Below are 18243 nucleotides of genomic sequence, written 5' to 3' on the forward strand. Positions count from 1 at the left end.
TCGACGAGAAAGGTTCCCCCTCAACAGAGAAAAGAGGCGTTTCATTGTAATCCATATTATTATGAAATGGGGGAGGATACATGTCCAAAGAGTTGATCCGTCTGCGGAACATCCGCATGGCGTTTGACGACGAAGTGGTTCTCAACGATTTAAACCTCTATATCAATGACAAAGAATTCCTCACACTGCTTGGACCCAGCGGCTGCGGCAAGACCACGACGCTGCGTATTATCGGCGGCTTCACGACCCCTGTGTCGGGAGACGTCCTGTTCGACGGTGTGAGGATTAATGACGTTCCGCCCTATCGGCGGCAGATCAACACCGTGTTCCAGAAGTACGCCCTGTTCCCTCACATGAATGTCTTTGAAAACGTGGCCTTTGGCCTGCGGATGCCCAAGGTGGAGGAGCAGAAGGACGAAAACGGAAAGGTCATCAGCCGCCGGAAGGTCAAGCTGTCTGAAAAGGAGATCCAGGACCGGGTCATGGAGATGCTGGAGACCGTCAGCCTCAAGGGCTTTGAGACCCGCAAGCCCGACGCCCTCTCCGGCGGCCAGCAGCAGCGGGTGGCCATCGCCCGGGCCCTGGTGAATCGGCCCAAGGTGCTGCTGCTGGACGAGCCTCTGGGCGCCCTGGACCTGAAGCTGCGGAAGGATATGCAGCTGGAGCTGAAGAAGATCCAGCAGCAGGTGGGCATCACCTTTATCTATGTGACCCACGACCAGGAGGAGGCCCTGACCATGTCCGACACCATCGTGGTGATGGACAAGGGCTGCATTCAGCAGATCGGCACGCCGGAGGACATCTACAACGAGCCCAAGAACGCCTTCGTGGCGGACTTCATCGGCGAGTCCAACATCATCGACGGCGTCATGGTCCGGGACAAGCTGGTGAAGATGTACGGCCGGGAGTTCCCCTGCCTGGACGGCGGCTTTGCCGAGAACGAGCCGGTGGACGTGGTCATCCGGCCCGAGGACATCGACATCGTCCCCGTGGACCAGGGCCAGCTGGTGGGCACGGTCACCTCCGTCACCTTCAAGGGGATGCAGTACGACATCATCGTGGACTTCCGGGGCTTCAAGTGGCTGATCCAGACCACGGACCACTCCCCCGTGGGCGCCCGGATCGGCGTGAAGATCGACCCCGACGGGTTCCACATTATGAAGAAGAGCCAGTACTCCGGCATGTTCGGCGACTACAGCTCCTACAGTGACGAGTATGACGAGCTCTCCGACGCGGAGGCTCTGGACGAGGACGAGGGCGCTGAGGAGGAGCGCCGGGAGGAAGGCTATGCGGAATAAGTGGATCGCCGCCCCCTATGTGGGCTGGATGGCCTTTTTCGTGGTAGCCCCTCTGATCGTGGTGCTGATATACGCCTTCACCCGGGAGTCTGCCGACGGCAGCTGGTTCATCACCCTGGATAATTTTGAGGGAATGATGGGCTATGCTTCGGTGTTCGGACGCTCCTTCCTGCTGGCCGGCATCGCCACGCTGGTCTGTATCCTGCTGGGGTATCCCATGGCCTATTTCCTGGCCCGGGAGCGGGGCCGTCTGCGGAGCATGGCCACCCTGCTGATCATGCTGCCCATGTGGATGAACTTCCTGCTGCGAACCTATTCCTGGGTGTTCCTTCTGGAGCGCAACGGATTTTTCAACTCCCTGCTCTCCGCCATCGGCCTGCCGAAGCTGGACATCATCAACACCTCCGGCGCGGTGGTGCTGGGCATGGTGTACAACTTCCTGCCCTTCATGGTGCTGCCCATCTTCTCGGTCATTGTGAAGATCGACTCCCGGGTCATCGAGGCAGCCCAGGACCTGGGTGCCAACAGCGTGCAGGTGTTCCGGCGGGTGATCTTCCCGCTGTCTCTGCCGGGCGTTCTCTCCGGCGTGACCATGGTGCTGATCCCCTCGGTGTCCACCTTCGTCATCTCCCGCCTGCTGGGCGGCGGCAAGAGCCTGCTGCTGGGCGATCTCATTGAGATGCAGTTCCTGGGGGCCGCCTACAACCCCCATCTGGGCTCTGCCATCTCCCTGGTGATGATGGTCATCGTTCTGGTCTGCATGGGGGTCATGAACCGCTTCGGCGAGGGTGAAGAGGAGGCGGTGCTGCTGTGAAAAAGAACGGTGTGCTTTCCCGCCTGTTTCTGGCGCTGGTCTTTCTCTTTCTCTATGCGCCTATTTTCGTGCTGATCGTCTTTTCCTTCAATGACTCCAAGTCCAACGCGGTCTGGGGTGGCTTCACCCTGGACTGGTATGCCGAGCTGCTGAACAACCGGACCGTGCTGGAGGCGCTGCAGACCACCCTTCTGGTCTCTGTGCTGGCGACGCTCATCGCCACAGTGGTGGGCACTGCGGCAGCCATCGGCTTTTCCAGCATGAAGCGCCGGGCCCGGGGGCTGTATATGGCTGTGAACAACATCCCCCTGACCAACGCGGACATCATCACAGGCGTATCCATGATGCTGCTGTTCGTATTTGCCGGACAGGCGCTGGCGGATTTCTCCGGCTGGCTGAACAACCAGGAGTGGGCCGTCAATGCCAATCTGTGGTTCGATTTCAGCTTCAATCTGGGCTTTCTCACCCTGCTGATCGCCCATATCACCTTTGACATCCCCTATGTGATCGTGGCCGTGCTGCCCAAGATCCGGCAGCTGGATCCCAACCTGGCGGAAGCGGCCCTGGACCTGGGCGCCACCCGGTGGACCGCTTTCCGCAAGGTGGTGCTGCCGGAGCTGATGCCCGGCATCGTCAACGGCCTTCTGATCGCCTTTACCATGAGCATCGATGACTTTGTCATCAGCTATTTCACTGCCGGCAGCCAGGTGTCCACGCTCTCCATGGTGGTATACTCCATGGTGCGCCGCCGGGTGAGCCCGGAGATCAATGCCCTGTCCACGCTGATGTTTGCAGCGGTGCTGATCCTGCTGGTGGTCATCAACCTGCGGCAGTCCCGGCAGGACGCCCGCCGCGGACGGCGGGCCCTCCGGCCCTGAATCCCTTCCGGTCACACGGGCTTCGGCCCTGGTGATAGAGTTTCCAAATCTGAAAGGAGAACGAGAAAGAAATTGAAAAAGACTCTGGCACTCATGTTGAGCCTGGCCATGGCGGCCAGCCTCCTGTCCGGCTGCGTCAGCTCCCGCGGGGAGTCCGACAGCGCGGACAGCAGCTCCGACGGGACCCAGCAGACCTCCGGCGGAGTGGTGAATGTCTACAACTGGGGTGAGTACATCGACATGTCCGTATTGGAGGACTTCGAGGCGGCCACCGGCATCCATGTCAACTACCAGATGTACGACAGCAATGAGACCATGTACGGCAAGATCGCCGGCGGCGGCGCGGATTACGATGTGGTGATCCCCTCCGACTATATGATCGCCCGGATGATCGAGGAGGACATGCTGGAGCCTCTGAACTTTGACAATATCCCCAACTTTGCGGATATCGACCCCGAACTGAAGAACCCCGAGTACGACCCGGAGAATCTGTACTCCGTGCCCTACATGTGGGGCCTGATGGGCGTCATCTACAACAAGACCATGGTGGATGAGGCGGATCTGGGCAGTTGGGATCTGATGTGGAACGAAAAGTACGCCGACGACATCGTGATGATCGACAACTCCCGGGACGCCATCGGTATCGCCCTCAAGCGGCTTGGCTACTCCTACAACACCACGGACACCGCCCAGATCACGGAGGCCGTCGACACACTGGTGCAGCAGAAGCCCATTCTCCAGGGCTATGCCATGGATGAGATCTTCGGCAAGATGGAGGGCGCCAACGCCGCCATCGGCACCTATTACTACGGCGATTACCTGACCATGCTGGAGAACAACCCCGATCTGGGCTTCTATATCCCCGAGGAGGGCACCAACATCTATGTGGACGCCATGTGCATCCTGAAGGACGCCCCCAACAAGGAGAACGCCGAGGCCTTCATCAACTACATGTGCTCCACCGAGGCGGGCCTGAAGAACTGTGAGGAGATCTGGTATTCCACTCCCCTGCTGAGCGTGCGGGAGGAGCTGGACCCGGAGGTAGCGAATGATCCTCTGGCCTACCCGGATTCCTCCATTATGGCCCAGTGCGAGAGCTACGCCGGTCTGCCCCAGAATATTCTGGACCTGTACGACAGCGAGTGGACCCGGCTGAAGTCCGCCAACTGACCAGGCCGTGAGGCATTGACCCAAGGGGTCCGCCGGGCTTCCGGCGGACCCTTTCACTTGAACAAGGAGGCAGCTATGATCATCATTGGAACCAAATGTCAGCTGGAGGCCACCGTCACCCAGGAGCTGACCGCCGCCCATGTGGGCTCCGGCGCCCTGCCGGTGTTCGGCACCCCCTACATGTCTGCCCTGATGGAGAACGCCGCGATGACCTGCCTCCAGAGCTTTCTGGAGGAGGGCCAGGGCAGCGTGGGAACGCATCTGGATATCTCTCACGACGCTCCCACTCCCATCGGTATGAAGGTATGGGCAGAGGCGGAAATCACCGGCGTGTCGGAAAACGGCAAGATGGTGGACTTCGCGGTGAAGGCCTGGGATGAGGCCGGGCCCATCGGCAGCGGCACCCATACGCGGGCTATCATCAAGAATGAAAAGTTTTTAGCCAAATGCAATGGCAAGCTGGAGAAGAAGTGATCCTTTTCCCAGGAATCACATGAGGGAGGACCCGGAATGGGTCCTCCCTCTTCGTTTCTATGGCAGTGCCATGGGGGAAATCTATGGGCCGCCGTTCGGCGGCCACGAGGCGTCTGCTGTCCAGCGGGGATGCACCCCAACGCGTCTCTGCGGGAGCAGGGATCAAAACAGCGTCAGCTGGCTGGTCTCCGCCATGCCGGCGAAGGCACCCAGCGCCTTCAGCTGCTCGATGTGGGTCTTGGACAGCTTGTTGCAGCACATGGCGAATTCCTCGATGGAGACGAACTGCTTCCCCTTTCGCTTCTCCACCGTGTCGATGGCCGCCGCCTCGCCCAGGCCGTGGACGGTGGTGAAGGGCGGCAGCAGGCCGTTCTCCGTCACCTTGAACTTGGTGGCGTCGGACTCGTAGATGCTGATGGTGTCGAAGTGGAAGCCCCGCAGGTAGAACTCGTAGCACACCTCCAGGGTGGTCAGCAGGTTCTGCTCCACCGCCGTGGCGTCCTTGTTGTTCTCGATCTCCCGGATCTTCCGCTTCACCGCCTCTTTGCCGGCGCAGCAGTACTCCGCGTCAAAGGCCTTGGCCCGGACGGAGAAGAACGTGGCGTAGAAGGCCAGGGGCTCATGGACCTTGTACCAGGCGATGCGGAAGGCCATCATCACGTAGGCCACGGCGTGGGCCTTGGGGAAGAGATACCCGATCTTGGCCAGGGACTCGATGTACCACTCGGGCACGTCGTGGTCCCGCATGGCCTCCACCCAGCCCTCGTCAAAGCCGCCCTTCTTCACCTTGCCCTTTCGGACCTTCTCCATGATCTTGAAGCTCATCTTGGGGTCCAGGCCCTTGGAGATCAGGTACAGCATGATGTCGTCACGGCAGCCCACCGTCTCCAGAACGGAGGCGGTGCCGCTGACGATCAGGTCCCGGGCGTTGCCCAGCCACACGTCCGTGCCGTGGGAGAAGCCGGAGAGCCGCACCAGGGTGTTGAAGTCCTTGGGCTGGGTATCCACCAGCATCTGCCGGGTGAAGCGGGTGTTGAACTCCGGGATGGCTACGGCGCCGGTGGGGCCCAGGATCTCGTCGTTCTCGTACCCCAGCACCTTGCTGGAGGTGAAGATGGACATGGTGTCCGGGTCGTCCAGCGGGATGTCGTGAGGGTCCACGCCGGTGAGGTCCTGCATCATGCGGACCATGGTGGGATCATCGTGTCCCAGCATGTCCAGCTTTAAGAGGTTGGCCTCCATGGAGTGATATTCAAAGTGGGTGGTGACGGTGTCGGAGTCGTCGGCGTCCGCCGGGTGCTGGACCGGGCAGAAATCCTCCATGTCCATGTCGTCGGGGACCACCACCAGGCCGCCGGGGTGCTGGCCGGTGGTCCGGCGGGTGCCCACGCAGCCCAGGGTCAGGCGGTTCTCCTCCGCCCGGCCCACGGTCATGCCGTTCTCCTCCAGATACTTCTTCACGAAGCCGTAGGCGGTCTTTTCCGCCAGGGTACCGATGGTTCCGGCCCGGAACACCTGAGTCTCGCCGAACATCTCGATGGCGTGGCGGTGGGCCCGGGCCTGGTACTCGCCGGAGAAGTTCAGGTCGATATCCGGCACCTTGCCGCCGCCGAAGCCCAGGAACGTCTCAAAGGGGATGTCGAAGCCATCCTTGATGTATTTCGTGCCGCACACCGGGCACACCTTGTCCGGCATATCCGCGCCGCAGCCGTAAGAGCCGTCCTGGATGAACTCGGAGTGCTTGCAGCTGGGACAGCGGTAGTGGGGCGGGAGGCTGTTCACCTCCGTGATGCCGGACATGTAGGCCACCAGGGACGAGCCCACGGAGCCACGGGAGCCCACCAGGTAGCCGTTCTCCAGGGACCGCTGCACCAGCTTCTGGGCGGACATGTACACCACGTCGTACTTGCCCAGAATGCCGCCCAGCTCCACATTCAGCCGGTCCACGATCAGCTTCGGCGGGTCCTCGCCGTAGAGGGCGTGGACCTTGTTCCACACCAGGGAGTTCAGCTCCTCCTCAGAGTTCTCCAGCCGGGGCGGGAACAGGTCCTCCGGCAGCAGGGGGAAGGTCTCCACCTGGTCGGCGATGGCCTGGGTGTTGGTGACCACCACCTCGTAGGCCTTCTCCTTCCCCAGATAGGCGAACTCCTCCAGCATCTCATCGGTGGTCTTGAAGTAGATGGGCAGCGGGGCGTTGGCATCCGGGAACTTCTTGGACGCCAGCAGGATGTGGCGGTAGGTCTCGTCCTCCGGCTCCCGGAAGTGGACGTCGCCGGTGGCGCAGACGGGCTTGCCCAGCTCCTCCCCCAGCCGGACGATGGTACGGTTGAACTCCCGCAGCTCCTCCTCCGACTGGACGTCGCCGTTGCGGAGCATAAAGGCGTTGTTGCACAGGGGCTGGATCTCCAGATAGTCGTAGAAGGAGGCGATGCGCTTCAGCTCCTCCCAGTCCTTGTGGTCCGCCACAGCCCGGAACAGCTCGCCGGCCTCGCAGGCGGAGCCCACGATGATGCCCTCCCGGTGCTCCAGCAGCAGGCTCTTGGGGATGGTGGGCACCCGCTTGAAGTACTTCAGGTTGGAGGCGGAGATCATCTGGTACAGGTTCTTCAGTCCCACCTTGTTCCGGGCGATGAGGATGATGTGCTTGGGGAAGCGGTTGGTCTTGCTGCCCAGGGGCCGCAGCTTCTCCATTTCCCTGTTCACCGCCTGGAGGGTATGGATGCCCCGCTGGTGGAGCATCTTCCAGAAGGGGATCAGCATATAGCCCACGGTGGCGGCGTCGTCGCTGGCCCGGTGGTGGTTGAAGGTGGGCAGCTCCAGCCGGTCCGCCACGATGTCCAGCTTGTACTTTCCCAGGTCCGGCAGCAGGTTCTGCGCCAGGATCAGGGAGTCCACATAGGTGGGCGAGAAGTCCAGCCCCACCTTCCGGCACCCCGCCCGGATAAAGCCGATGTCGAACTCGGCGTTGTGGGCCGCCAGAGGCCGGCCGTCCACGAACTTCAGAAATTCCGCCAGGGCCTCCTTCAGCTGGGGAGCGTCCTTCAGCATGTCGTCAGTGATGCCGGTGAGGCCGATGATCTCCGGCGTCAGCCGCCGGTTGGGGTTGACGAAGGTCTGGAACCGGTCGGTGATCTCGCCGTTTTTCAGCACCACGGCGCCGATCTCCGTGATGGCCTCCCGGTCCACCTTGAGGCCGGTGGTCTCGATGTCAAAACACACGAACTCCCCGTCCAGGGAACAGTCCTGGGGGCCGTGGACCACCACCCGGTCGTCGATGTTGTTGACGAAGTACCCCTCCACGCCATAGAGGATCTTGATCTTGTCCCCGGCGGCGTGCCAGGCGTCCGGGAAGGACTGGGCCACGCCGTGGTCCGTGATGGCGATGGCCGGGTGGCCCCACCGGATGGCCTGCTGGACCACCTCTTTCGTGTCCGTCAGGGCGTCCATGTTGCTCATCTTGGTGTGGAGGTGCAGCTCCACCCGCTTTTCCGGGGCGGTATCCTGCCGCTCGGCGTGCTCCGCCAGCTGGATGTGGTAGGGGTTCAGCTGGATGTCCTTGCCGTCCCAGGTGGGCTCCATCTTGCCCTGGACGCACAGCCACATGCCGGGCTTGATGGCACTCTCCAGCCCCTGGGCCTCTTTCTCCGTCAGGTTCTTCTGGACGGTGACGGAGTTGGTGTAATCCGTCATGTCGAAGCTCAGGCGCCACATGCCGGGGCGCCGGGTCTCCCGGCACTCGAAGGCGAACACCTTCCCCGCCACGGTGGCATTCCCCATCTTCAGGTCCAGGATCTTCATGGGCACCGGCTGGACCCGGATGGGGCGGCCCATCAGGACCTTGCCGGGGGCGGCCTTCTCCCCCTTGCCGCCGGAGGGCGCCGCCGGAGCGGACACCGGATGCCCCCCCGCAGGTGCGGCATGGGAGGACGGAGCCTTGCAGATGACCTCCACCGTCACCTTCTGGAAGCCGTAGATCCCCATCAGCAGCCGCTTCAGCTCCTCCAGCTCCGCCTCCCCCAGTTCGAACCGGGTGGTGAGCCGCAGGGCCAGGGACATGCTGGTCTGGTCGATACAGGCGCCGTTCACCACTGCGCCGGCCAAACGAAGCCGCAGCTCCCCGGAGAGCTGCAGCTCGGTAAACATTTCAAAAAAGGGTATATCTCTTGACATAGACGCCACCTTGTTAAACAGGAATCAGGTACCAAAGAATTAGGAATTAGAAGTTAGGAATTAGGAATTATTGTGGTGTTCCGCCGCAGGCGGAACGATCTCAAATCGTCCGGCTTTGCCGGACACCGAAATTCCTAATTCCTCATTCCTAACTCCTCATTACAGTTTTTCGATCTCCTCCATCAGCTTGTCCACAAGCTGTTCCTGGGGCACTTTGTAAAGGATTTCTCCTTTCCTGAAAAGCAGCCCCTCCCCCTTGCCGCCGGCGATGCCGATGTCCGCCGCGGCCGCCTCTCCGGGGCCGTTGACGGCGCAGCCCATGACAGCCACGGTGATGTTCTTCGTGCAGTTCATGAGACGGCGCTCCACCTCCTCCGCCATGGGGATCAGGTCGATGCGGGTGCGGCCGCAGGTGGGGCAGGCGATGAGGTTCACACCCTCCTTGCGGAGCCCGGCGGCCTTCAGGATCTTTTTGGCGGCGTAGATCTCCTCCACCGGGTCGGCGGTCAGCGTCACCCGGATGGTATCGCCGATGCCCAGGCACAGCAGGCCGCCGATGCCCATGGCGGACTTGATGATCCCCATGGAGGGGGTGCCCGCCTCCGTCACCCCCAGGTGGAGGGGGTAGTCCGTCCGCTCGGCCAGCAGCCGGTAGGCCGCCATAGTCAGGGGCACGTCGGAGCACTTGACGGAGATGCAGATGTCGTCAAAATCGAACTTGTTCAGAAGGGCCACGTGGCCCATGGCGCTCTCCACCAACGCCTCGGCGGTGACGCCGCCGTACTTGGCCCGGAGCTCTTTTTCCAGGGACCCGCCGTTGACGCCGATGCGGATGGGGATGTTCTTTTGGCGGCAGATATCCGCCACCGCCTTCACCTTCTCCTCCCCGCCGATGTTGCCGGGGTTGATGCGGATGGCGTCGATGCCCCGCTCCGCGCACTCCAGGGCGTATTTGTAGTTGAAGTGGATGTCCGCGATCAGGGGGATGGAGATCCGGGCCTTGATCTGATCCACCGCCTCCGCCGCCGCCTGATCCGGAATAGCCACCCGGACGATCTCGCAGCCCGCCGCCTCCAGTGCGTGGATCTGGGCCACGGTGGCCGCCACATCGTCGGTCTTGGTGTTGCACATGGACTGGATGGACACCGGAGCGCCGCCGCCCACGGCCACGTCCCCCACCATCAAACGCTTTGTCATGTCGCTTCCTCCCGAATCAGGGCGTAGATGCAGGCGTCCAGCATCTCGCCGTTTTTGCACACGCACTGCCGGAGGGTGCCCTCCAGCGTGAAGCCCGCCTTCTCCAGCACCCGGCGGGAGGCCAGATTACGGGCGTAGGGCTCGGCGTAGATGCGGACGATGTCCCACGTCCCGAACCCCTCCCGGCACATTTCCGCCACGGCAGAGGTCATCAGGCCCCGGCCCCAGAAGGGCTCCGCCAGCCAGTATCCCAGCTCCGCGCTCCTGCGGTACACGTCGCTCCCCAGGGTCAGGCTGATGCTGCCCACAGCAGCGCCGTCCACCTCGATGGCCCGTGCCAGCTGGCCCCGGCCCTCCTGCCGGACGCAGTGCTCCACAAAGGAGACCGCGTCCCGCCGGCTGTACGGCCAGGGGAACACGTCCCGCAGATTGGCCGCGATCTTCTCATTATTGGCATACCGGGCCACATCGGCGGCATCCGAGAGCCGCCAGGGCCGCAGGCTCAGATCCGTCATCACAGACCGCCTCCCTATCCGAACAGCTTGAACACGTCGTTGAAGGTGACCACCAGCATGAAGCCCATCAGAGCCACGAAGCCCACGGTGTTCACCGCCATCTCATACTTCTCCGGGATCTTCTTCCGGAACAGCTTCATGGCGATCTCATCGATGATGAGGAAGAAGATCTTGCCGCCGTCCAGAGCCGGGATGGGCAGCATGTTCATCACCGCCAGGTTCACCGCCAGCATGGCCCCGAAGTAGAGGATGTTCTCCACCGCAGCGGCAAAGGTCTCCGACGCGGTGCCCACCTGGGTGATGGTGGACACGATGCCCACCGGGCCGCTGAGGTCGTCCATGCCCGCCTGACCCGTCACCAGCATCTGCAGGCTCAGCCGGACGATGCGGACAAAGTCGATGGTGTTCAGCCAGCTGGTCTTGAGAAGTGTCCAGAGGTTGGCCTCCTCCACCTGATCGCCGGCGATATAGATGCCGTAGCCCTGGTAGGTCTCCCCCTCCGTGCCGGTGTAGGTGCCCCAGGTGATGTCGTTCAGCTCCACCTTCTCACTGTCCCGCAGGACCACCAGGTCCATGGGCTGGCCCTGGTGCAGGCTCATCAGCAATGACACGTCGCTGTACAGATACACCCGCTCGCCGTTGATCTCGTAGAAGATGTCCCCGGCCTGGAGGGTCTGCCCGTTCTGCTGTTCAAACTCCGGCGCCGTACCGGCGGCTGCCGGGATCAGGAACCCCGCCGCACCGCTGTACACCGCCAGAATGATGAGGAACCCCGCCAGAAAGTTCATGAAGGATCCGGCGGCGAAGATCACCGCCTTCTTGAAAAAGCCCTGGCGGCCCAAGGACCGCTCATCACCGGACTCCTCGTCCTCCCCCTCCATGGCGCAGAAGCCGCCGATGGGCAGCAGCCGGAGGGAGTACTGGGTCTCCGCTGTCTCCTTGTGCCAGATCAGGGGGCCCATGCCGATGGAGAACTCGTTGACCCGCACGCCGCAGAGCTTCGCGGCGGCAAAGTGACCGAACTCATGGACGGCGATCAATACGCCGAAGATCAGAATGGCTGCCAGGATATACACGATGATCATGGAAAAACTCCCGTCAAATTATAGAATGTCGCCTATGCCCGGGCCAGCACCGCCTGCCGGGCCGCCTGGTCCGCCGCCAGGATGTCCTCCAGCGACGGGTCCTGTTGGACGGCCACCGCCGCCCGGGCCGCCTCCACCAGGCGGGGGATGTCGGAAAAGCCGATCTTCTCCGCCAGGAACAGACCCACCGCCTCCTCGTTGGCGCCGTTGAGGATGGCGCAGGCGGTGCCGCCCTCCTCTGCCGCCTCCTCCGCCAGACGCAGGCAGGGAAACACGTCCCGGTCCGGCTGGGCGAAGGTCAGCGGCGGGCAGGCCAGCAGATCCAGAGGCTCCGCCGGATTGTCCGCCCGATGGGGCCAGGTCATGGCGTAGCGGATGGGCAGCCGCATATCCGGCGTGCCCAGCTGGGCCAGCACGGCCCCGTCCCGGTACTCCACCAGGGAGTGGACGATGCTCTGCCGGTGGATCACCACCGACACCTGCTCCAGGGGCAGGCGATAGAGCCGCATGGCCTCGATGACCTCCAGGCCCTTGTTCATCAGCGTGGCGCAGTCCACGGTGATCTTGGGGCCCATGGTCCAGTTGGGGTGGCAGAGGGCGTCCGCTCTGGTCATTTTGCCCACTTCCTCTGCCATCATGCCGTAAAAAGGCCCGCCGGAGCAGGTGAGGATCAATCGTTTGATCTCCCGCCGGTCGGCGCAGCCCTGGAGGCACTGGAAGATGGCGGAGTGCTCCGAATCCACCGGCACGATCTCCGCCCCGTATGTATCCGCCGCGTCCATCACCAGCTGGCCGGCGCAGACCAGCGTCTCCTTATTGGCCAGGGCGATGCGCTTCTTCTCCCGGATGGCGGCCAGGGTGGGCTTCAGCCCCACCATACCCACCACGGCGGTGACCACCGTGTCCGCCTCGGGGCAGACGGCGGCCTCCAGCAGGGCCTCCGGCCCGCCCAGGACGCGGATGTCCGTGTCCGCTAGGCGCACCGCCAGGTCCTTTGCCGCCGCCTCGTCTGTCAGCACCGCCAGCCGGGGGCGGAATTTTCTCGCCTGGGCCTCCAGCCGCTCCGCGTTGGAATTGGCCGTGAGGGCGGCCACCCGCAGCCCCAGCTGCTCCGCCACGTCCAGCGTCTGCCGCCCGATGGAGCCGGTGGCCCCTAAAATCGAAATCGTCTTGCTCATAGCACTATCCTATTCCCAATAGCTGAAAACAATCCTAAACCTTCTCAGAGAGCCTGTTCAGAACAGCTGCAGGGCCAGCCACACGAAGGGCGCCACGAAGGTGACGGAGTCAAACCGGTCCAGGATGCCGCCGTGGCCCGGCAGCAGGTTGCCGTAATCCTTGACGCCGAACTCCCGCTTGATGACAGAGAAACTCAGATCGCCGATCTGGCTGATGATACTGCCGATGATGCCCAGCACAAAGACCGCCGCCCAGGAGAGCTGCGGACCACCCGCCATCTCGATTGGCGGATAGACGTCCACGGAAAGCACGATGCTGTCAGCAATCAGCTTGAAGAGCGTCATCCCGATAACACCGCCGATCAGGCCGCCGATGGCGCCCTCCACCGTCTTTTTCGGGCTGACCTTGGGGGCCAGCTTGTGCTTGCCGCACAGCATCCCGGCAAAGAGGGCGAAGGTGTCAGACCCAAAGGAGATGGCAAGAGGCAGAAACACCAGGGCCGGTCCCAGGTTCCCCAGCAGCCGCAGCCGCAGCAGGCAGGAGAGCATCAGGGGAAACACCAGCCCTGCGAAAATTGCGCAGGTGACAGCGGCAAAGGGGATGCCCTTCTCCTCGTCATACCGGTGGATGGCCAGGGCGAAGATCACGAAGATGAACACCGCTCCCAGCAGGGCGGCAAAAGGCAGCACCGGAAGGGCGGTCAGCGCCGCGTTGGCGATGGACTCCTCCAGATACACACACACCGGAACCAGGGCCGCGGCAATCACCGCCAGGAGGATCAGGGGCCTGCCCTTCTCCCCCGCCGCGGCGCGCATCAGCTCCCAGGCGCCGATGGCGCACATGGCCGCCAGCAGAAGCATGGTGGCCCAGGACGGCGCCCAGCCTAAAATCAGGATTAGAAGCGGCAGGCCCACCACGGCCACCATCACACGCTTGAACATTGCATCAACCCTCTTCTTCTCAATGTCTGTAAAGGATCATTTCTTCACACCGCCGAACCGCCGGTCCCGGTGATGGTAGGCTGCGATAGCCCGGTCCAGCTCCGCCTCGTCGAAGTCCGGCCACAGCACATCGGTGAAGTAGAACTCACTGTAGGCGCACTGCCACAGGAGGAAGTTGGAGAGGCGCAGCTCCCCGCTGGGGCGGATGATAAGCTCCGGGTCCGGGATGCCGGCGGAGTCCAGGTAAGTGGAAAACAGGGCGTCGTCCAGGTCCTCCGGTTTCCGCTCCCCTGCGGCACAGTCCGCGGCAAACCGCCGGACCGCCCGCAGGATCTCGTCCCGGCCGCCGTAGTTCAGGCACACGTTGGCCTGGAAGTCGTCTTTTGACAGGTGCTCCGTGATCTCGTCGGTCTCCCGGGCCAGGGCCCGCAGCTCCGGGGAGATGGGCGTCATGTCGCCGAAGAAATGGAGGCGGATGTGGTCCTTCTCCATGGTGTCCACCGCCTCCAGCAGATACCGCTTCAGCAGGGCCATGATGGCGGCGACCTCTGTTTCCGACCGCTTCCAGTTTTCCGTGGAAAAGGCGTAGACGGTCAGGTATTTCACGCCGATGTTCTTGCAGTAGGTGGCGATGCGGCGGAACGTCTCCGCTCCCGCCTTGTGGCCGGCGGTGCGGGGCAGGCCCCGCTTCGTGGCCCAGCGGCCGTTGCCGTCCATGATGATCGCAATGTGGCGGGGAGGCGGCAGGACCTGGCCCGCCGAGGCGTTGATAATCTCTTGCATGATGGATTCTCTCATTTCAAAATGGATTGTTGGGGATGCGTCCCATTGGACGTGGAATGGCAGCTATGGTGATAGCTGGGCAATGCACCCCCCATTTCTCTTTTGGTCTTGCCAAAAGAGAAACGGGCCGTGCACGGTCCAAAGAGAAAAAACGCTTTGGTCGCAACTTTGCACGTACGTGCAAAGTTGCTGTACGGGGGTCGGCGTGAGATGGTGCCTGCAGGGTCGCGATGGCTCCCCGACGGGCGCGGCGGGGTGCCGCAGAAACTTGACAGTTGATTCCCGCAACGCAGGTGCGGAGGTCAGCGGGGTGCAAGAACGCATTTGACCTGTTTCTCTTTCCGCGCGTTCCGCTTCGCTACGCGCTGCTCGGACGGGCGTGGAAGATGCAGCTCAGTCCGCCTTGTTCCACCAGCGGTCGGTCTTCCAGGCAAAATGGAAGCCGCAGGCGCGGCAGTATTGGGTCTCCTCCATGGGAAACCAGGGCAGGATGAAGCGTCCACAGTTGGGGCAGCGGAGATGGCGCAGTTCGATTCCCGAGAAGACGGCTGCTGCTACAACGCCCAAGGCCAGGAACACCAGCCCCAGTCTGCCCCGCACGCCGCCCGCCAGACACAAGGGAAAAACAGTCGCAAACAGTGTTCCTCTGGCTACTGAATACCATTTCTTTTCCAGTTTCATAGAACCCTCTTCTTTCTTAAGCGGGCGGCAGGGCCAGCAGGGCGTTCAGCTGTTCCATAGCCGCCGCCAAGTCACAGCCTTTCAGCTGATAGCAGGCGTAGCCCAAGCTCAGGTCCCTCAGGTACAGGGGCGTGTACAGCAAGCCGTCGGAGCGCAGACTGAACGCGGCGTCCAGTATACCTTGGTTTCCCTCCACGTGGTTGAGCCAGAGGTTGTAGACCTGCTGGTCCCCGGACCAGGAGATATTCCGCTGGCGGCCGCAGAAAGAGACGGTGCCCGTCTCCAGCTCCGCCAGCAGCGGCGCGATCTCCGCCTGGTCAGGGCGGGCCTCCAGTGTACGGCGGAGGTCCCCCACAAAGGCAGTGACATAGAACTCTGTGGCCCGGTCCGAGTGGGCAAACTCCCGAAAAGGCACCGGCCGCAGCAAAACCGCCAGCGTCACCGCCAGCAGGACCAGGCACCCCAGTCCCCGGCTGTGTTTCTCCATCCAGCGTCCCATGCAGATTTTCCCCTTTCTACAGCTCTCCCAGTCTCCGCCCAGCCAGCGGCAGCGGAAATCGGAGCTGGTCAATGCGATGGCCACCCCGACGAGGTCCGCACCATCCGCCACGGGACGGCAGTATCAGGAATCGCAGAAGAGCATAGCGTGCCTGAAGGCCGGCCCAAATCGGCGTTTGCACCGATACGTCGACCCCCGTAATAGCGCGGAGGCACGAAGGTGCCGGAGCGCGCACAAGCGCTTTTTCTCTTCCACCGGGCGCGGCGCAGAAGGTGAATTGCCCCGCAGGGGCAAGAGAAGCCCCTCTGGAGGGTTCTCTTTTTGGCGCAACCAAAAAGAGAATGGGGGCGCATCCCCCGTGGAAACGGCCCCCCTGCGGGAGCAGAAGCCCCCGAAAGGGGCCCATCCCCTTCAAAACGCGCAATGCCTCCGGCGGGCAGCCGTGCTCCCGCCGGAGGCCCCGGCGGCTCTTACACCGCCATCAGTTCCTTTTCCTTCTTGGCCAGCAGCTCATCCAGATGCTTGCAGCTGTCGTCCGTCAGCTTCTGCAGGTCCTTCTCCGCCTGCTTCAGATCATCCTCGGTGATCTCGGAGGACTTCTCCTTCTTCTTGAAGGCCTCCATAGCGTCCCGGCGGATGTTGCGGATGGCCACCTTGCCGCCCTCGGCGTACTTGCGGATCTGCTTCACCAGCTCCTTGCGGCGCTCCTCCGTCAGCTGGGGGAAGTTCAGGCGGATGCTGGCACCGTCGTTCTGGGGATTGATGCCCAGGTCGGAGTTCTGGATGGCCTTCTCGATGCTCTTCACCGCCGTCTTGTCCCAGGGGGAGATCAGCAGGGTGCGGGCATCGGGAGAGGAGATGGCCGCGATCTGCTGGATGGGCGTGGGGCTGCCGTAGTAGTCCACCATGATCCGATCCAGCACGGAGGCGTTGGCCCGGCCCGCCCGGACGGAGGCGAAGTCCGCCGCCACGGAGTCGATGCTCTTCTTCATCTTGTCCTCGTATACCTTGTATTCTTCCTTCAACATAATCATGGTCCTTCCTTTCACAGTTGTGTATGGGGAGGCGCACAGGTGCGCAGACGTGCTCTTATTCCTTGACGATGGTGCCCACGTTCTCGCCGCACAGGGCCCGGATGATGTTCTTCGGGTCCTTCAGGGCAAACAGCAGCACCGGGATGTGGTTGTCCATGGACAGGGACGTGGCGGTGGAGTCCATCACCGCCAGGTGCTGGGCCAGCACGTCGTCATAGGTGATGGCGTCGTACTTCACGGCGTCGGGGTCCTTGGCCGGGTCGGCGCTGTACACGCCGTCCACGTTCTTGGCCAGCAGGATCACGTCGGCGTCGATCTCCGCCGCCCGCAGGACGGCCGCCGTGTCTGTGGAGAAGTAGGGGTTGCCGGTGCCGGCGCCGAAGATGACCACTCTCCCCTTCTCCAGATGCCGGATGGCCCGGGAGCGGATGTAGGGCTCGGCGATGGCCCGCATCTCGATGGCGGTCTGGACCCGGACGGGGATGCCCTTCTGCTCGCACACGTCGGCCACGGCCAGGGCGTTCATCACCGTGGCCAGCATGCCCATGTGGTCGGCCCGGGTGCGCTCCATGGCGCCGCCGCTGTTCTTGGCGCCCCGCCAGAAGTTGCCGCCGCCCACCACCAGGCCCACCTGGACGCCCATGTCCAGGCACTCCTTGATGACGTCGCAGACACTGCCGATCATCTCAAAATCCAGGCCGGTGTGCTTGTCGCCGGCCAGGGCCTCGCCGCTGATCTTCAGCAGGACCCGCTTATAAACTGGCTTTGCCATGATGAAACCTCCGTCTGTTGCACATAAAATGTCATTGTTATTTTAGCGTATTTTTCCGCTTTTGCATAGGGGGTAGACAAAGATTTTCCGAAAATTGCCCGGACCGCGGGACGAAAAAGAGAGGACCGAAGTCCTCTCTTTTCAGCTCATCCTCCGCAGGCCGCCGTCAGGTGCCGGATCAGCTCGTCCCTTCCGTCGCCCTTTTCCGCGGAAAAGGGGATCAGGAGGTCCCGCTCCGTCAGCTCCAGGGTCTCCCGGATCAGGGTCATAGCCGGCTCCACCTGACTCTTTTTCAGCTTATCCAGCTTGTTGGCCACCACGATCTCCGGGCAGCCGGTCTGGCGGAACCAGTCGTGCATGGTCAGGTCGTTGGCCGTGGGCTTGTGGCGGATGTCCACGATCAGCACCCCGGCGGTGATCCGGTCCGCCTCCTGCTGGAAGTAGGTCTCCATCAGCTTCGCCCAGCGCTCCTTCTCCGCCTGGCTGACCTTGGCGTAGCCGTACCCCGGCAGGTCCACCAGATAGGCCCGGCGGTCGATGAGGAAGTAGTTCACCTGGGTGGTCTTGCCGGGGGACGCGCCCACGTAGGCCAGGTTCTTCCGCCCCACCAGCCGGTTGATGACGGAGCTCTTGCCCACGTTGGACCGGCCCGCAAAGGCGAACTGGGGCAGGCCGTCCCGGATGAAGTCCCGCTGGACTCCAGCGGAGCGGACGAACTCCGCCTTGTTGAAATTCAGCGCCATAACTGCTCTC

17 protein-coding genes are annotated in these 18243 nt (G+C 62.7%); 5 read left to right on the forward strand and 12 right to left on the reverse strand.

What is annotated here, in order from left to right:
• Window positions 1-80: 80 nt before the first annotated feature.
• From H9X91_RS00245 to H9X91_RS00265, 5 genes are all read left to right on the forward strand, one after another.
• The gene (locus H9X91_RS00245) at window positions 81-1298 is read left to right on the forward strand and encodes an ABC transporter ATP-binding protein (RefSeq protein ID WP_204801364.1); all 1218 of its coding nucleotides are present in this window, start codon (window positions 81-83) and stop codon (window positions 1296-1298) included.
• Window positions 1288-2112: an ABC transporter permease gene (locus tag H9X91_RS00250; protein ID WP_204801366.1), complete on the forward strand. Its 825-nt coding sequence runs from the start codon at window positions 1288-1290 to the stop codon at window positions 2110-2112. The genes H9X91_RS00245 and H9X91_RS00250 overlap by 11 nt, the downstream gene beginning before the upstream one ends.
• Window positions 2109-2990 carry an ABC transporter permease gene (locus H9X91_RS00255; protein WP_204801368.1) on the forward strand — a complete coding sequence of 294 codons (882 nt, stop codon included), beginning with the start codon at window positions 2109-2111 and terminating at the stop codon, window positions 2988-2990. The genes H9X91_RS00250 and H9X91_RS00255 overlap by 4 nt, the downstream gene beginning before the upstream one ends.
• A gap of 72 nt (window positions 2991-3062) precedes the next feature.
• Complete coding sequence (locus tag H9X91_RS00260) at window positions 3063-4160, forward strand: ABC transporter substrate-binding protein (protein WP_204801370.1); 1098 nt, start codon at window positions 3063-3065, stop codon at window positions 4158-4160.
• A gap of 75 nt (window positions 4161-4235) precedes the next feature.
• A complete protein-coding gene (locus H9X91_RS00265; protein WP_204801372.1) occupies window positions 4236-4634 on the forward strand; it encodes a thioesterase family protein in 399 nt (132 codons plus the stop codon).
• 162 nt (window positions 4635-4796) lie between these two features.
• Here the strand turns inward: H9X91_RS00265 and H9X91_RS00270 are convergent, their stop codons facing one another.
• From H9X91_RS00270 to yihA, 12 genes are all read right to left on the reverse strand, one after another.
• Window positions 4797-8804 carry a PolC-type DNA polymerase III gene (locus H9X91_RS00270; protein WP_204801374.1) on the reverse strand — a complete coding sequence of 1336 codons (4008 nt, stop codon included), beginning with the start codon at window positions 8802-8804 and terminating at the stop codon, window positions 4797-4799.
• A gap of 159 nt (window positions 8805-8963) precedes the next feature.
• On the reverse strand, window positions 8964-10001 hold the full coding sequence (gene ispG, locus H9X91_RS00275) for a flavodoxin-dependent (E)-4-hydroxy-3-methylbut-2-enyl-diphosphate synthase (protein ID WP_204801376.1): 1038 nt from the start codon (window positions 9999-10001) through the stop codon (window positions 8964-8966).
• Window positions 9998-10516 (reverse strand): GNAT family N-acetyltransferase, encoded by a 519-nt coding sequence (locus tag H9X91_RS00280; protein WP_204801378.1) that lies wholly within the window; start codon window positions 10514-10516, stop codon window positions 9998-10000. The genes ispG and H9X91_RS00280 overlap by 4 nt, the downstream gene beginning before the upstream one ends.
• A 14-nt stretch (window positions 10517-10530) precedes the next feature.
• On the reverse strand, window positions 10531-11601 hold the full coding sequence (locus tag H9X91_RS00285) for a M50 family metallopeptidase (RefSeq protein WP_204801380.1): 1071 nt from the start codon (window positions 11599-11601) through the stop codon (window positions 10531-10533).
• Window positions 11602-11633: 32 nt separating this feature from the next.
• Window positions 11634-12779, reverse strand: coding sequence for a 1-deoxy-D-xylulose-5-phosphate reductoisomerase (locus tag H9X91_RS00290; protein WP_204801382.1), 1146 nt, complete (start codon window positions 12777-12779; stop codon window positions 11634-11636).
• A gap of 57 nt (window positions 12780-12836) precedes the next feature.
• Window positions 12837-13721, reverse strand: coding sequence for a phosphatidate cytidylyltransferase (locus tag H9X91_RS00295; protein ID WP_243414366.1), 885 nt, complete (start codon window positions 13719-13721; stop codon window positions 12837-12839).
• Between the two features lie 36 nt (window positions 13722-13757).
• Window positions 13758-14504 carry a polyprenyl diphosphate synthase gene (gene uppS, locus H9X91_RS00300; protein WP_204801384.1) on the reverse strand — a complete coding sequence of 249 codons (747 nt, stop codon included), beginning with the start codon at window positions 14502-14504 and terminating at the stop codon, window positions 13758-13760.
• A gap of 393 nt (window positions 14505-14897) precedes the next feature.
• Window positions 14898-15185, reverse strand: a complete 288-nt coding sequence (locus H9X91_RS00305) for a hypothetical protein (RefSeq protein ID WP_204801386.1) — start codon at window positions 15183-15185, stop codon at window positions 14898-14900.
• 16 nt (window positions 15186-15201) lie between these two features.
• Window positions 15202-15684 (reverse strand): hypothetical protein, encoded by a 483-nt coding sequence (locus H9X91_RS00310; RefSeq protein WP_204801388.1) that lies wholly within the window; start codon window positions 15682-15684, stop codon window positions 15202-15204.
• A 470-nt stretch (window positions 15685-16154) separates the two neighbouring features.
• Window positions 16155-16712 carry a ribosome recycling factor gene (frr, locus tag H9X91_RS00315; protein ID WP_204801390.1) on the reverse strand — a complete coding sequence of 186 codons (558 nt, stop codon included), beginning with the start codon at window positions 16710-16712 and terminating at the stop codon, window positions 16155-16157.
• A gap of 61 nt (window positions 16713-16773) precedes the next feature.
• Window positions 16774-17490 (reverse strand): UMP kinase, encoded by a 717-nt coding sequence (gene pyrH, locus H9X91_RS00320; RefSeq protein ID WP_204801392.1) that lies wholly within the window; start codon window positions 17488-17490, stop codon window positions 16774-16776.
• A gap of 146 nt (window positions 17491-17636) precedes the next feature.
• Window positions 17637-18233 carry a ribosome biogenesis GTP-binding protein YihA/YsxC gene (gene yihA, locus H9X91_RS00325; protein WP_204801394.1) on the reverse strand — a complete coding sequence of 199 codons (597 nt, stop codon included), beginning with the start codon at window positions 18231-18233 and terminating at the stop codon, window positions 17637-17639.
• Between the last annotated feature and the right edge of the window lie 10 nt (window positions 18234-18243).

It is taken from the genome of Oscillibacter valericigenes (assembly GCF_016902445.1).
In the GTDB taxonomy this organism is placed as follows: domain Bacteria; phylum Bacillota; class Clostridia; order Oscillospirales; family Oscillospiraceae; genus Oscillibacter; species Oscillibacter avistercoris.

What these genes read in the sequence shown, in the direction of transcription:
- H9X91_RS00295 (WP_243414366.1), bottom strand. Translation starts at nt 13,721, where the DNA reads ATGTTCAAGCGTGTGATGGTGGCCGTGGTGGGCCTGCCGCTTCTAATC.
- H9X91_RS00245 (WP_204801364.1), top strand. Translation starts at nt 81, where the DNA reads ATGTCCAAAGAGTTGATCCGTCTGCGGAACATCCGCATGGCGTTTGAC.
- frr (WP_204801390.1), bottom strand. Translation starts at nt 16,712, where the DNA reads ATGTTGAAGGAAGAATACAAGGTATACGAGGACAAGATGAAGAAGAGC.
- uppS (WP_204801384.1), bottom strand. Translation starts at nt 14,504, where the DNA reads ATGCAAGAGATTATCAACGCCTCGGCGGGCCAGGTCCTGCCGCCTCCC.
- H9X91_RS00290 (WP_204801382.1), bottom strand. Translation starts at nt 12,779, where the DNA reads ATGAGCAAGACGATTTCGATTTTAGGGGCCACCGGCTCCATCGGGCGG.
- yihA (WP_204801394.1), bottom strand. Translation starts at nt 18,233, where the DNA reads ATGGCGCTGAATTTCAACAAGGCGGAGTTCGTCCGCTCCGCTGGAGTC.
- ispG (WP_204801376.1), bottom strand. Translation starts at nt 10,001, where the DNA reads ATGACAAAGCGTTTGATGGTGGGGGACGTGGCCGTGGGCGGCGGCGCT.
- H9X91_RS00250 (WP_204801366.1), top strand. Translation starts at nt 1,288, where the DNA reads ATGCGGAATAAGTGGATCGCCGCCCCCTATGTGGGCTGGATGGCCTTT.
- H9X91_RS00280 (WP_204801378.1), bottom strand. Translation starts at nt 10,516, where the DNA reads ATGACGGATCTGAGCCTGCGGCCCTGGCGGCTCTCGGATGCCGCCGAT.
- H9X91_RS00305 (WP_204801386.1), bottom strand. Translation starts at nt 15,185, where the DNA reads ATGAAACTGGAAAAGAAATGGTATTCAGTAGCCAGAGGAACACTGTTT.
- H9X91_RS00285 (WP_204801380.1), bottom strand. Translation starts at nt 11,601, where the DNA reads ATGATCATCGTGTATATCCTGGCAGCCATTCTGATCTTCGGCGTATTG.
- pyrH (WP_204801392.1), bottom strand. Translation starts at nt 17,490, where the DNA reads ATGGCAAAGCCAGTTTATAAGCGGGTCCTGCTGAAGATCAGCGGCGAG.
- H9X91_RS00265 (WP_204801372.1), top strand. Translation starts at nt 4,236, where the DNA reads ATGATCATCATTGGAACCAAATGTCAGCTGGAGGCCACCGTCACCCAG.
- H9X91_RS00310 (WP_204801388.1), bottom strand. Translation starts at nt 15,684, where the DNA reads ATGGGACGCTGGATGGAGAAACACAGCCGGGGACTGGGGTGCCTGGTC.
- H9X91_RS00270 (WP_204801374.1), bottom strand. Translation starts at nt 8,804, where the DNA reads ATGTCAAGAGATATACCCTTTTTTGAAATGTTTACCGAGCTGCAGCTC.